The organism is Streptosporangium sp. OZ121 (assembly GCF_051918885.1).
In the GTDB taxonomy this organism is placed as follows: domain Bacteria; phylum Actinomycetota; class Actinomycetes; order Streptosporangiales; family Streptosporangiaceae; genus Streptosporangium.
This window is the reverse complement of sequence record NZ_JBPXMC010000010.1, coordinates 152,713-166,685: the sequence shown is the minus strand read 5'-3', so window position 1 is coordinate 166,685 and position 13,973 is coordinate 152,713. Positions and strand designations below refer to the sequence as shown.

The window sequence follows — 13,973 nt, the reverse complement described above, 5'->3', positions numbered from 1 at the left end:
CGCGGCGCCGTGATCGACGGGGATCGCGGCACGGCGGACCCCGGCGCGGCCCGCGGGTCCCGGCGGAAGGCGGGAGGACGTCCATGGGTGAGTTCGTGCGGGTGGAGGCGGCCGACGGGGTCGCGACGATCAGGCTCGACCGGCCGAAGATGAACGCGCTCAACCGGCAGGTCCAGCTGGAGATCGCCGAGTGCGCCCGGCAGGTGGACGCCGACGACGACGTGTACGCCGTGGTCCTCTACGGGGGGAAGGTCTTCGCGGCCGGGGCCGACATCAAGGAGATGGCCGGCATGTCGTACGCCGACATGGCGGTCCACTCGCAGGTCCTGCAGGACTGCTTCACCGCCGTCGCGAGGATCGGCAAGCCGGTCGTCGCGGCCGTGACCGGCTACGCGCTCGGCGGCGGCTGCGAGCTGGCGCTGTGCGCCGACGTCAGGATCGCCGGGGAGTCGGCCAAGCTGGGCCAGCCCGAGATCCTGCTGGGCATCATCCCCGGGGCGGGCGGCACCCAGAGGCTGCCCCGGCTGGTCGGCCCGGCCAGGGCCAAGGACCTCATCTTCACCGGGCGCCACGTGTCCGCAGCCGAGGCGCTGAGCATCGGCCTGGTGGACCGGGTCGTCCCCGACGACGACACGTACACCGAGGCCCTCGCGTACGCCGCCCGGTTCGCGGGAGGTCCCGCCCTGGCGCTGCGCGCCGCCAAGAAGGCCGTGGACCGCGGCCTGGAGACCGACCTCGACACCGGCCTGGAGATCGAGCGCCTGCAGTTCTCCGGGCTGTTCGCCACCGACGACGCGGGGATCGGCATGCGAGCCTTCTCCGAGAGGTCGAAGGCCGAGTTCACCGGCCGCTGACCGGCCCGCCGGGCCGGATGGAGCTTGTAGGGATTGGTCCTGGCTGATCAGAGATTGCCGGTATCGTGCCGAGTTATGGTGCGGTTGGTGAAGCGTGCGCTGGTGCCCGCCCCGCTGCGGCGGGCGGTTCTCGGCTGGTTCGACTCCCGGTACATCTCCAGGGCCGACCACCGGCAGGACGTCAAGGACGCGCTCTGGGAGGTCCAGACGCTGGCCAGGGAGGTCACCTCGCTGCGCGCGGAGGTCGTCGAGCTGCGCGCGCAGGTGGCCGGGGTCAAACTCGACCCGGCGCGGGCCGGGCGCTGGGACGACGCCCACCGGCTGGCCCAGGAGACCGCCGTCGCGCTGGACGGGGTGCTCCGGAACGAGGTGCTGCTCTGGCAGGCCGTGGACCGCGCCACCGGAGACACGGCGGGCATCAGGGGTACGGCAGGCAGGGGGAGCGGCGCGTGAGAGTGGCCTGGACGGCCGACGGCGGCACCTGGCACCTGGAGTTCCGGCTGGACCCCGAGGACGGCGTCACCGGCCACTGCGCCGACGGCGCGCCGCTGAAGCTGGCCACGAACACCTTCAGGGTCGAGCTGCCGCGGGCGCTCCGTGACATCCACCCGGACCTGCTCGCCCTCGCCGCGTGGACCGTGGTCGCGCCGTGGACCCGGCGCCGCGTCACCTTCGACCGGCCGATCTCGCCGGAGTTCGCCGAGGCGATCGGCGACGGCTGGGGGGTCCATGCGGGTCCCGCCGGTCCCGCCGGTCCCGCCGGTCCTACGGGGACACAGCCGAGGTCCGGCGGCAGGCTGGCGATCTCCTACAGCGGCGGGGCCGACTCGGTCGCGGTGGCCGCGATGCTGCCCGACGCGCCGTTCGTGCACTTCCAGCGGGTCTCCCACCCGCGCGTGCCCAATCGGTGGACCCACTACCGCTCGGACGTCCTGGCCTCGCTGGCCGAGAAGACCGGCCGCGAGCTGACCGTCGTCCGCTCCGACCTGGAGTTCACCCTCGCCGAGCCCCGTCCCGGCTACCCCGAGCACCACGCGGTCGCCGCGGGCGCGCTGCTGATGGCCGACGAGCTCGACCTGGGCGGCCTGGCCTTCGGCTACGAGCTGGGGTCGCGCTGGCTGGGGGGCGCCCGCTACATCCACCGCTACACGCCCGACAACCTGATGTGGGCCCCGCACGGCGCCTGGGGACGGGCGTTCGCCGCCGCCGGGCTGCACATCGTGCTCCCGGTGGGCGGGGTGAGCGAGGCCGTCACGATGCGGCTCGCCCTGAACTCCGAGCTGCGCGGGCAGCTCCGCTGGTGCCTGCGCGGGGTGGGCGGCCCCTGCGGGACCTGCGGCAAGTGCCTGTACAAGGAGCTCATCCAGGCCGCCGTCGAGCGCCGCCCGCTCCGCACCACGATCACCGCGGGCCGTCCGGTCGCCCGCAAGTGGCAGGAGCCGCCGCCGTACGGGGGCCAGGAGATGATCGAGTACGGCTGCGCCCGGGTGCCCGGCATCGAGGACACGGTCTTCGCCGCGGCGGCCCGGTACCTCCGCGCGACCGAGTCGTCCACCGCCTGGCTGGACCGCTGCTACCCGCCCGCGGTCGCGGAGATTCCCGAACCGTGGCGCAAGCAGGTTCACGACTTCGTGGACGGGGAGATCGGTTTCATGAGCGAGGAAGAGGCGCGGCGCGTCGAGACATGGGGGATGACGTGAAGGTCTATCTCTCGGTCGACATGGAAGGTGTCACCGGGCTGACCGACCCCGAGGAGATGCACGCCGGGGGCCGGGGCTACGAGCGCGGCTGCGAGCTGATGACCGGCGACGCCAACGCGGTCGTCGAGGGGGTGTTCGACGCCGGGGCCACCGCCGTGCGCGTCAACGACGCCCACGGCTCGACCAAGAACCTCAGGATCGACCTGCTCGACGAGCGGGCGACCCTGCTGCGGGGCCCCGGCAAGCCACTGCGGATGGGACAGGGGCTGGACGCGAGCCACCGGGCGGCCTGCTTCGTCGGCTACCACGCGCGGGCCGGTGTCCAGCACGGCGTGCTCAACCACACCTGGATGGGCAAGGAGATCCACAACATCTACCTCAACGGCGAGGTCTGCGGGGAGACCCGTCTCGTCGCCTCCTTCGCCGGGACGCTCGGTGTGCCGGTGGTCCTGGTGACCGGGGACGAGGCAGTCTGCGAGGAGGCCAGGGAACTGCTCGGCGACGTGGAGACCGTCGCGGTCAAGAAGGGCGTCGACAGGTTCGCCGCCGAGCTCCTGCCGCCCGCCGTCGCCCACGCCCGCATCCGCGAGGCCGCGGCCCGCGCGCTCGACCGGGTGGCCGACTTCCGCCTCTGCGCCCCCGAGCCGCCCTTCACCCTCGGGGTCGAGTGGAACTCCACCGCCATCGCCGCCGGATGCGCGATCATCCCCGGGGTGACGGCGGCGGGCCCGCGCCACACGGAGTTCACCACCGACGACTTCTCGCAGATCATGTCCCTGCTGGGGATCTTCGCCATGATCGGCGGCCACGTCGCCTGCGGCAGCGGCGCGTACGGCTGACCCTTCCGACACCCCCCGATGTCCTTTTCGACCCCCCTTCGCCCGAGGCTTCCCTCGATCCGGATAGCCTGCGACGCGCGATCCCCCTCGATCCCGGCGATCCCCTCGACCCCGCGATTCCCCGCGATCTCCCCGATCCCCCCGATCCCGCGATTCCCCTCGACCCGACGGTGCCCGATGTCCCCTGACGACCCCCATGAGTGACGAGACGGGCCCCGTGCGGCCCGACGCCGTCTCCGCCGCGGCGCCACCCGCCGCCGAGAGCCCCGCCGAGACCCCTGCCGAGACCCCCGCCGCGGTGACCCCCGCCGCCAAGGCCGCGCCCGCCACGGGGGCGGGCCTGACGCGCAGGGCACTGCTGGTCGGCGTGGGCGCGGCCGGGGGAGCCGGGGCCATGTTCGCGGCGATGGGCGCCCTCGGACTCGCCCCGGAGTCCCAGGACAGGGACTTCGCCCCTCCGCAGCGCTCCGACTTCTCCCTGACCGGCAGGGGAGCGGCCAAGGTGGTCGTCCTCGGCGCGGGCATCGCCGGGCTGACCTGCGCCTACGAGCTGGGCAAGGCCGGGTACGACTGCACGGTCCTGGAGGCGTCCGGCCGGGTGGGCGGCAGGAACCTCACGCTGCGCGCGGGTGACCGGCTGGACGAGCTGGGCGGCGAGACGCAGACCGCGGGGTTCGAGGAGGGCGTCTACTTCAACGCCGGGGCCGCGCGGATCGCGGCCTGGATGGTCACCATGGACTACTGCCGCGAGCTGGGCGTCCCCGTCGAGATCTTCGTCAACAACAACGCCTCGGCGTACGTCTACACGCGCGGCATGACCGCCCCGGCCCGGGCGCGCACGGCCCGCGCGGACCTGTACGGCTACGTCGGGGAGCTGCTGGCCAAGGCGAGCAACGCGGGCGCGCTGGACCGCCGTCTCACCGCGGACGACCGCGAGCGGCTGGAGGAGTTCCTGCGGCGTTTCGGCGACCTCGGCCCCGACCTCGCCTACCGGCGGGACTCCCGGCGGCGGGGGTTCGAGACCTACCCCGGGGTGGGCGAGGGCGTCTCCGTGGGCACGGCCTCCTCGCTGCGCGACGTGCTCGCCGCGGGCACCGGCAGGTACGTCACCATGGACTTCGGCTACGACCAGGTCATGCCCATGTTCCAGCCGGTGGGCGGCATGGACACGATCACCGACGCGCTCGCCGACGCGGTCGGCCGCGACCGGATCAGGACGGGCACGCCGGTCACCGGGGTCAGGAACCTGCCCGACGGCGTGGAGGTCACGCACCGGGACGGCGTCGTCCGCGCCGACTACTGCGTCGCGACCCTGCCGCCCCACCTGTTCGCGCGCCTGCCGCACAACCTCGGCACCCCGGTCACCGCCGCGCTCCGCACTCCCGTACCCGTCTCCGCCGGCAAGATCGGGCTGGAGTACGGGAGGCGCTGGTGGGAGATCGACGACCGCATCTACGGCGGCGCCACCGAGACGGACCTGGACATCACCCACATCTGGTACCCCTCCTACGGCTACCACTCCCGCGGCGGCCTGGTGGTCGGCTACTACAACACCGAGGAGAACGCCGACGTGTACACCGGCCTCTCCCACCGGGAACGACGCAACCGCGCGCTCACCCAGGGCAAGAAGATCCACGGGGAGAAGTACCGCGCCGAGCTGCGCTCCAGCATCTCGATCGCCTGGGGGCGCCAGCCGTACATCGAGGGCGGCTGGGCGAGCTGGCCCTCCTACGAGGGCGGCTTCGCCCTGCTGCAGCGCCCTGCGGGCCGGGTCTACTTCGCCGGCGACTGGCTCACGCACCTGACCGCCTGGCAGGCCGGGGCCATGGAATCCGCGAGGAGGGCGGTCACCGATCTGCACCGCCGGGTGCTCCAGACGACCTCCTGAGTGTCACCCCGCCGCCGTAAAGTCTTCGGTGCGAGAGAATCTCCAAAGGAATTCCTAGGGAGGCGAGACGGCGATGGCGATCGGGACGCTGGACTGGACGAGCGCCGCGGAGCGGCCGGACCTGCTGGCCGAGCCGGTGGCGCGGGCGATCGGCGGGCTCGGGGAACTCGGCGGGATCGGCGGGATCGGCGGGATCACCGTCGCCGAGATCGACCCGGAGCTGGCCGACACGGCGGCCTTCTGCGAGCGCTACGGCGTGGGCATGGGCGAGTCGGCCAACTGCGTGATCGTGGCGGCCCGGCGCGCGGGGGAGACCCGCTACGCGGCGTGCATGGTGCTCGCCACCACCAGAGCCGACGTCAACGGGGTGATCCGGCGCCATCTGGACGCGCGGAAGATCTCGTTCGCGCCGATGGACGACGCGGTCGCGCTGACCGGCATGGAGTACGGCGGGATCACCCCGCTCGGGCTGCCCGAGGACTGGCCGGTGCTCGTCGACGAGGCGGTGGCGGCCCATCCGGAGGTCGTGATCGGCAGCGGCGTCCGCCGCTCCAAGCTGGCCGTGTCCGGCTCCCTGCTGGCCGGATTGAAGACGGCGCAGGTTCTCCACCTGGCGAACTGAAGCGGAAATGAGATTAAGTGAGAGCGGGAATCGGGAAACCGTCGGGGTTCTGTGAACGTTATTCAGTCGGAAAATGTGGCCCGATGGTTCATCTCGTGGGCGAGGTCTAAGCCGATATGGTGCTTCATGCCATGAATCAGGACGACCGGTTGGGTCCTTACCGGCTGCTGCGGCGGCTCGGCGAGGGCGGTATGGGCGTGGTCCATCTAGCCGTCGACCCGCAGGGCCGGCAGGTGGCGGTGAAGGTCCTCCGCGCCGAGGTGGCGGGCGACGACGTCGCGCGCCGCCGTCTTTCGCGCGAGGTCGAGACGATGCGGCGGGTGCGCAGCGAGTACATCGCGGAGGTCCTCGACGCCGACGTGACCGGCCACCGCCCCTACATCGTGACGCGCTACGTCGCGGGCAGGCCGCTGGACGAGGTCGTCAAGCAGGACGGCCCGATGGAGCTGCCCGCGCTGCTGCGGGTCGCGCACGGGGTGGCCTCGGCGCTGGCCGCCGTCCACTCGGTCGGGGTGATCCACCGCGACCTCAAGCCCGGCAACGTCCTCATCCTGGACGGTGAGCCGGTCCTCATCGACTTCGGCATCGCGCAGGCCGTCGACGCCACCCGGCTCACCCAGACCGGCATGTTCATCGGCACCCCCGGCTACCTCGCCCCCGAGATCATCGAGGGGCACGAGGCCGGGCCGGAGGTCGACGTGCACGCCTGGGCGGGGACCCTGGTCTTCGCCGCCACCGGCCTGCCGCCCTTCGGCAAGGGCACGCTGGAGATGATCTTCTACAACATCACCGCGGGCAAGGCGAACGTCGACGCCGTCCCCCAGGCGCTCCAGCCGGTCCTGCGGGCCGCGCTCCAGCGCGACCCGGCCAGGCGGCCCGCCGCCGCCGACCTGGCGGCCCAGGTGGCGCGCCTGCTACCCCGCCCCGGCACCGGCACCGGCAGGCCGCGGGTGCCCGACGAGGTCACCACGGTCGCGGAGTTCGACGACCCCATCCCCGGCGCCCCCGGCTCCCGCGGCCCCGGGGCCCCGGGCGCGTTCAGTGGCCTCGGTGGTCCCGGCGCCCCGATCCCGAGTGTCCCCGCCGCCCCGAATCCGCGCGTCCCCGGGCGCCAGGGCGCCGCGGTCGACGGGCCGGGCGACGTGCCGACCCCGGTGGCGTCACGCCCCGCGGTCCAGCAGCCCGCCTCCTGGCCTCCCGCCCCCGTGGCCCCGCCCCAGGAATACGTCTCGCTGCTCGGCGAGGAGCAGCCCGACCCGTGGCCCACCCGCCGGGTGACGCCCGAGGAGCTGCGCCAGGCCGCGGCGGCCCAGCAGGCCGCGTACGACCTGCCCACCGGCATGCTCGCCCCCGAGGACGTCCCCACCCGCGGTCCGGGCGCCGTTCCCGGCCCGGTGCCCGGTCCGTCCACCCCCGCCGGCGACCGGCAGGGGGCGCGAGCCGGAGACGACGGCGCCACCGCGCCGGTCTCCGACGGGGACATTCCCACCCAGCGGGTCCGCCCTCAGGACCTGCAGGAATACATCCGCCAGTACACCGACCAGCAGGGCCGGCCGGGCCTGCCCGGTCAACAGGCCCCGCCGGGTCAGCAGGGCCGGTCGCCGCAGTCCGGCGGCCAGCCCCCGCCGCCCTACCCGCAGCGGCAGGCCCCGTTCGACCAGCAGCGGACCCCGCAGGTCCGCACCCCCACGCCGCCCCCCTACCCCTACCCGCACCCCCAGCCGCAGCAGCACGCCCAGCAGCCGCAGCAGCCCGTGCCCGCGGCGCTCCACCCCGGCCAGCGTCCCGGAAACGCGTTGCAGCGTTCCAAGGCGTACGGGGTGGCGAGCGTGCTGATGCTGGTCGTCATGACGGTCGCGGCGGTCGTCGCCCCGGTGATCGTCGCCGCGCTGGTGATCCCGGTGGCGATCCTGCTGCGCGCCGCCGACATCGCCCAGCCCGCGTTCAGCGCCAGAAGGGCCGCGGGCAAGGCGGCGGCCGACGTCCTCCGGGTGCTCGGCCAGCCGGCCGCGCTGCTGAAGTCGATCGGCATCACCATCGCCCTCGTGCCGTACGCGCTCATCCTCGGCCTGCCGGTGACGCTCCTGCTCGCGGTGCTGGTCGGGAGCATGCCGGAGACCAACGCGCTGAGCTGGGGGGTGGCCGTCGCGCTCTGGACCGTCTGCGCCGGACCCGGCGTGGAGGGCCCCAGCCGCCAGATGCGACGTACGCTGGCATCACTGCTGCCGTCGCGCGGCGCGGCCATGATCGTCGCCGCGGGGCTGGCGGTGGCGGCGGCGCTGATGGTCCTCCTGGCGATCGGCACCGTGGGAGACACAGCACGACGGGCGGTGTGGACGCCGGTCGACGTCGGAACGGTGGTGCACGAACTGAAGGACCTACGAAAGAAGGCGGCGTGATGACCGGGGACACGCGGGCGCCCGAGAGGCTGGGTCCGTACCGCCTGCTCAGGAAGATCGGCGAGGGCGGCATGGGCGTCGTCCACCTCGGGCTCGACGAGGACGGGCGCGAGGTGGCCGTCAAGGTCCTGCACCCGCACGTGGCCGCCGACCTCAAGGCGCGCGACCGGCTCACCCGCGAGGTGGAGACCATGCGGCGGGTGCGCAGCCAGCACGTCGCCGAGGTGCTCGACGCCGAGCTGACGGCCAAGCAGCCCTACATCGTGACCCGGTTCGCTCCTGGGCGCACGCTGGAGGAGACCGTCCTGGAGGACGGCCCGCTCTCCGCCGACGAGGTCATCCGGCTGGCGCAGGGCATGTGCGCGGCGCTGGTGGCCATCCACGCGGCCGACGTCATCCACCGCGACTTCAAGCCGTCCAACGTGATGATCGTCAACGGTGACCCGCTGGTCATCGACTTCGGCATCGCCCACCTGGTCAACGCGACCCGGCTCACCCAGACCGGCATGTTCGTCGGCACCCCCGGCTATCTCGCCCCGGAGATCATCCGCGACTCCGAGATCACCCAGGCGGCCGACGTGCACGCGCTGGCCTCGACGGTCTTCTTCGGCGCGACCGGCAAGCCGCCGTTCGGCACGGGCAGCTTCGAGGTCGTCTGCTTCAACATCATGGAGGGCCGGGCCAACATCGACCTGGCCCCCGCGTGGCTGCGGGGCTGGCTGCGGCGTGCCCTGGCCGTCGACCCCGTCGCCCGGCCGTCCGCGACGGAACTGCACCGGATGGCCCGCGCCCTCGACCCGAGGGTGACGGCCTTCCAGGAGACGCCGCCCACCTCCGTCCTGGACAGCGGGACGAAGGTCCTCAACACCGACGGCACCAGGGTCCTGGACGGTCAGGCCCCGGCCCCGTCGTCCTCGTCGTCCTCGTCGCCGTCCCGGTCCTCGCAGGCCCCGCCGCCCGCGCCGCCGCGGAACGGCACCCGCGCGCTGCCGCAGGACGGCACCTACTCCGACCTGCTCCCGCCGGTCGAGTACGCCAAGCCGGAGCGGCGTGAGCGCAGGCCCAGGCAGGAGCAGGGCCAGGGGTCCGCCGCGACGGCCCCGCCCCCGTACGTCCCGGCCTCCAAGCCGCCGCCCTACGTTCCCGCGCCGCCCTCGGCGCAGGTCAGGGCCGCGGCCCCGCCGCCCTTCGCCGACCAGCGGGTGGCCGGATATCCGGCGCCGCCGCCCACCGGCCAGGCGCGCCCCTACCCGCCGCCGGTCCAGGCGCGGCGTGAGGCCCCGACCCAGGACCGGCCCGCGCCCCGCACCCCTCCGCAGGAGCGCTACCGCGCCGCCCACCCGCTGGCCTCGGTGCTGCTGCTGACCATCCTGGTGGCGCTGGCCTGCATGCTGCCCGTGGTGGTGAGCGTGTTCGCGCTGGCCGCCGCGCTCTGCCTGCGGGTGGGCGAATACCTCTTCGGTGACCTCGCCCAGCGACGCTCCATCCGGGGCAGCAGCGCCAGCGACCCCCTGCTCGCGGTGCTCGGCACGCCGTGGGCGCTGATCAGGTCCGCGTTCGGGACGCTGGTCACCGGGGCGCTGTCGGCGATGTTCGGCATGTGCGTGTGGGGGTTCCTCGTCTACGCCGGGGACATGAACAAGAACTTCGCGGCCGCCTACGCCGCGGGTGCCTTCGTGGCCGGGCTGTTCGTGCTGCCCGGCGGCGGCAAGCCCCGCAAGGCCGTCGCCCGCGCGCTGAGCGGGGTCATCCGCAGCCCCGGCGCGGGCATGGTGACCACGATCGTGCTGGGCACGCTGGCGTTCTTCGCGGTGATGACGGCGTTCAGCGTGGCCCCGTCCTTCTCCCCGTGGCAGCCTCCGACCGAGGTCGTCGACGACCTCACGGCGCAGTGGCGGCAGTCGGCGAACGAGGGCGCGATGGGCGCGCTCGACCTCGTCGGCGGTCTCTTCGACGACCTGATGAAGAGCCTCGGCCTCGGATTCCTCACGTTCTGGAGGTAACGGTCCCGCCGGCGGGGCTTTACCGGTCGCCGGCCGGTGCGCGATCGCCCTCTCTGCGGCACGATGGAGGGGACCCGCCGGAAGGAGTCGCATGGTTGCGCCGGACGGTGAACGTCTTGGCCCCTACCGCCTGCTGTCGAGACTGGGCGCCGGAGGTTTCGGCGAGGTCCACCTGGCGCTGGACCCCGAGGGGCGCACGGTGGCGGTCAAGATCCTGCATCCCCACGTCGCGGCCGACGAGACGGCCCTGACCAGGCTGGCCCGCGAGGTCGAGACCATGCGGCTGGTCCAGGGCCCGCGGGTCGCCGAGATCCTGGACGCCTCCCTGGAGGGGTCCCGCCCCTATCTGGTCACCCGTTACGTGCAGGGCCGTCCGCTCGGCGCGGTGGTCGCGGCCGACGGGCCGGTCGCCGACGACGCTCTCGTGCGGCTGGCGCGCGGCCTGGCCGAGGCCGTGGCCACCGTGCACGCCGCAGGGGTGGTGCACCGCGACCTCAAGCCCGCCAACGTGATCCTGACCGACGGAGAGCCGGTCGTCATCGACTTCGGCATCGCCTCCGCGCTCGACTCGCCCTCGGTCACCGCCTCGGGGGCCGTGCTCGGCACGCCCGGCTATCTGGCGCCCGAGGTGCTGGAAGGCGCCGAGGCCGGTCCCGAGGCCGACGTCTTCGCCTTCGGGGCGACGCTGGCGTACGCGTCCACCGGGCGGCACCCCTACGGCACCGGCCCGGCGTCGGCGATCGGCTACCGCGTCGTCCATCACCCTCCCGACCTCGAGGGCGTTCCCGGATGGCTGGAGCCGACGCTCGGCGAGTGCCTCCTGCGCGATCCCGCCGCCCGGCCGCGCGCGGACGCGCTCCTGGCGTGGCTGGGCGGTGTCCCCGTGGTCCGGCCGGCCGGATACCGCCACGCCCCCGCCGACGCGGGGAAGGCCGCCCGCGCCGAGGGCGCACGGCACCGGCCGGCCGCGTTCCGCGACCCCCCGCCGTTCACGGGAGCGGGCTCCCCGGACTCCCCGGCGTTCCCGGATCCCGTGGTGTCTCCTGAGCCCGCGGTGTCTCCTGATCCCGCGTCGTTCCCGGAACCCCGGCCCCTGGACATCCCGGTGCCGAAGGCCAGGCAGCCCAGGGACACCAGGGACACCAGGGACACCGGGGGCACCGGGGGCACGGCGGACACCGGGATGCAGGATCTCGGCACCCGGGAGTGGCGACCGGGGCAGCCGCGCCCGGCGACGGGCAGGCCCTCGCCGGAGGAGGCCCGCGCGCGCCGCAGGGTCGTCCTGCACCGCCGCTGGGTCGTCGGCACCGGCTTGCTCGTCTCCCTGATGGCCGCGACCGCGAGGGAACCGCTGCCCGAGGTGGCGCTGCTGCTCCTGACCGGGTACGGCTCGGTGATGCTCGTCGACGCGGGCATCGCCCTGTTCGCCCGCCGGGACCGCGGGCGGATGATCCTCGACCTGGCGGCCGGGGCCGGGGCCGTCGCGCTGGGAGCGGCCCTCAGCACGTTCTTCAGCACGCTCACCCTGGCGCTGGTGCTGGGCACCGTCGTCTTCGTCCTGGTCGCGATCCTGGTGGCCAGCTGAGCGGGCCGGGGGTGCGGGCGTGGCGCGGAACCCGCACGCGAATACCGGAATATAGTTCGGTATGGTAGGGGTGGCGGTCCTCGGGGAAGGTTACGGCCGCTCGGCGCGGGCCGCGCAACCTGGCGGTTTGCACCTAAGCTACTGATGGGTAACATAATGACGGGGGCCGGGACGGGCACGTACCGACCGGGCCACCCGCTGCCACACCGCCCGAGGGCACCTGGCAGTCTTGGCAGCGCGTGCACGTACCCCGCGTGCACGTACCGCATCCGGCGTCAACCGCAGCGACGCGGTGGCGCAGGCGAACACGGGAGGTCGGCCACCGGCCATGAACATCGTCGTCTGCGTGAAGCAGGTCCCCGACACGGCGACCGAGCGCAAGCTGAAGTCCGATGACAATACGCTCGACCGCGATGCCGCCGACGGCGTCATCAACGAGCTGTGCGAGTACGCGGTCGAGGAGGCGCTGCGCCTGAAGGAGGCGCACGGCGGTGAGGTGACCGTCCTCACCATGGGTCCCGCCAAGGCGAGCGACACCATTCGCAAGGCCCTGGCCATGGGTGCCGACAAGGCCGTCCACCTGGTGGACGACGCGCTGCACGGCTCGGACGCCCTGGGCACCTCCCACGCCCTGGCACAGACCCTCAAGAAGATCGGTTTCGATCTGGTCGTGCTCGGCTCGGAGTCGACGGACGCCCGCACCGGGGTCCTCGCCGCCATGCTGGCCGAGCGCCTCGGCGTGCCGCAGCTCACCTTCGCCAACCAGGTTCAGGTCGACGGGGGCGCCATCTCCATCCAGCGCGTCACCGACTACGGCTTCGACAGGGTCGAGGCCTCGCTGCCCGCCGTCGTCTCCGTCGTGGAGAAGATCAACGAGCCGCGCTACCCGTCCTTCAAGGGCATCATGGCCGCCAAGAAGAAGCCGGTCGAGAAGCTCGGCGTCGCCGACGCCGAGATCGACGCCTCCCAGGTGGGCCTGGCCAACTCCTGGAGCGAGGTCGCAGACTTCGCGGTCGCCCCGCCGCGCGCGGCGGGCACGGTCGTCAAGGACGAGGGCGACGGCGGCGTGAAGGCCGCCGACTTCCTCGCGTCGAAGAAGTTCGTCTGAGAGCGGGGGTTAGCTGGAATGTCCGAGATTCTCGTTCTGGTCGAGCACGTCGAGGGCCAGGTCAAGAAGGTCACCCTTGAGCTGCTGACGCTCGCCAGGAAGCTGGGCACCCCGTCCGCGGTCTGGACGGGCGCGGGCTACTCTCCCGAGGCCCAGTCCAGGCTGGCCGAGTACGGCGCGGAGAAGATCTACCTGGCCGACTCGGCCGAGGTCAGCGACTACGTCGTGGCACCCAAGGCGGAGCTTCTCGCCCACCTGGTGGGCGAGAAGGCGCCGATCGCGGTGCTCGTCGCCGCGACGGCCGAGGCCAAGGAGATCGCCGGCCGTCTCGCCATCAAGATCGACTCCGGTGTGCTCACCGACGTCGTGGGCGTCGAGGACGGCCTGGTCGCCGACCAGTCCATCTTCGGCGGCGGCATCAACGTCCGGTCGCGCGTGACCAAGGGCACCCCGATCGTCGCGGTACGCCCCAACGCCACTCCGGTCGAGGCCGCCGCGGGCGCGGGCACCGAGGAGCGCGTCGCCTTCACCGTCTCCGACGCCGCCAAGGGCGCCAGGATCGTGGAGCGGGTCAAGGAGGAGAAGGGCGCGCGCCCGGAGCTCACCGAGGCCGCGATCGTGGTCTCCGGTGGCCGGGGCGTCGGCTCGGCCGAGAAGTTCTCGATCATCGAGGACCTGGCCGACTCGCTCGGCGCGGCCGTCGGCGCCTCCCGCGCCGCCACCGACGCCGGCTGGTACCCGCACCAGTTCCAGGTCGGCCAGACCGGCAAGACCGTCTCGCCGCAGCTGTACATCGCGGCGGGCATCTCCGGGGCCATCCAGCACCGAGCCGGTATGCAGACCGCCAAGACGATCGTCGCGATCAACAAGGACCCCGAGGCGCCGATCTTCGAGCTCGCCGACTACGGCGTCGTGGGCGACCTGCACCAGATCGTCCCGCAGCTGACCCAGGAGATCACCAAGCGCAAGTGACCG

Annotated in this window: 11 protein-coding genes; all 11 read left to right on the top strand. The window is 73.2% G+C overall.

Annotation, left to right across the window (positions count from 1 at the left end):
* Positions 1-83: 83 nt before the first annotated feature.
* The 11 genes from ACTOQ1_RS20120 (at position 84) to ACTOQ1_RS20070 (ending at position 13,970) form a co-directional block, all read left to right on the top strand.
* Complete coding sequence (locus tag ACTOQ1_RS20120; RefSeq protein WP_362696769.1) at positions 84-854, top strand: enoyl-CoA hydratase/isomerase family protein; 771 nt, start codon at positions 84-86, stop codon at positions 852-854.
* Between the two features lie 87 nt (positions 855-941).
* On the top strand, positions 942-1,307 hold the full coding sequence (locus ACTOQ1_RS20115; protein ID WP_440069190.1) for a hypothetical protein: 366 nt from the start codon (positions 942-944) through the stop codon (positions 1,305-1,307).
* Positions 1,304-2,554, top strand: coding sequence for a DUF6395 domain-containing protein (locus tag ACTOQ1_RS20110; protein ID WP_440069189.1), 1,251 nt, complete (start codon positions 1,304-1,306; stop codon positions 2,552-2,554). The genes ACTOQ1_RS20115 and ACTOQ1_RS20110 overlap by 4 nt, the downstream gene beginning before the upstream one ends.
* A complete protein-coding gene (locus tag ACTOQ1_RS20105; protein WP_440069187.1) occupies positions 2,551-3,393 on the top strand; it encodes a M55 family metallopeptidase in 843 nt (280 codons plus the stop codon). Before ACTOQ1_RS20110 ends, ACTOQ1_RS20105 begins: the two co-directional genes overlap by 4 nt.
* Positions 3,394-3,589: 196 nt before the next feature.
* Complete coding sequence (locus ACTOQ1_RS20100; RefSeq protein ID WP_440069185.1) at positions 3,590-5,281, top strand: flavin monoamine oxidase family protein; 1,692 nt, start codon at positions 3,590-3,592, stop codon at positions 5,279-5,281.
* Positions 5,282-5,354: 73 nt separating this feature from the next.
* Entirely contained in the window at positions 5,355-5,903 is a 549-nt protein-coding gene (locus ACTOQ1_RS20095) for a YbaK/EbsC family protein (protein ID WP_440069184.1), read from the top strand.
* Between the two features lie 131 nt (positions 5,904-6,034).
* On the top strand, positions 6,035-8,302 hold the full coding sequence (locus tag ACTOQ1_RS20090; RefSeq protein ID WP_440069182.1) for a protein kinase domain-containing protein: 2,268 nt from the start codon (positions 6,035-6,037) through the stop codon (positions 8,300-8,302).
* Entirely contained in the window at positions 8,302-10,305 is a 2,004-nt protein-coding gene (locus tag ACTOQ1_RS20085; protein ID WP_440069180.1) for a protein kinase domain-containing protein, read from the top strand. Before ACTOQ1_RS20090 ends, ACTOQ1_RS20085 begins: the two co-directional genes overlap by 1 nt.
* A 91-nt stretch (positions 10,306-10,396) precedes the next feature.
* Positions 10,397-11,890, top strand: coding sequence for a protein kinase domain-containing protein (locus ACTOQ1_RS20080; RefSeq protein ID WP_440069178.1), 1,494 nt, complete (start codon positions 10,397-10,399; stop codon positions 11,888-11,890).
* 328 nt (positions 11,891-12,218) lie between these two features.
* On the top strand, positions 12,219-12,998 hold the full coding sequence (locus tag ACTOQ1_RS20075; RefSeq protein WP_440069176.1) for an electron transfer flavoprotein subunit beta/FixA family protein: 780 nt from the start codon (positions 12,219-12,221) through the stop codon (positions 12,996-12,998).
* 18 nt (positions 12,999-13,016) lie between these two features.
* A complete protein-coding gene (locus tag ACTOQ1_RS20070) occupies positions 13,017-13,970 on the top strand; it encodes an electron transfer flavoprotein subunit alpha/FixB family protein (RefSeq protein WP_440069174.1) in 954 nt (317 codons plus the stop codon).
* Positions 13,971-13,973 lie beyond the last annotated feature (3 nt).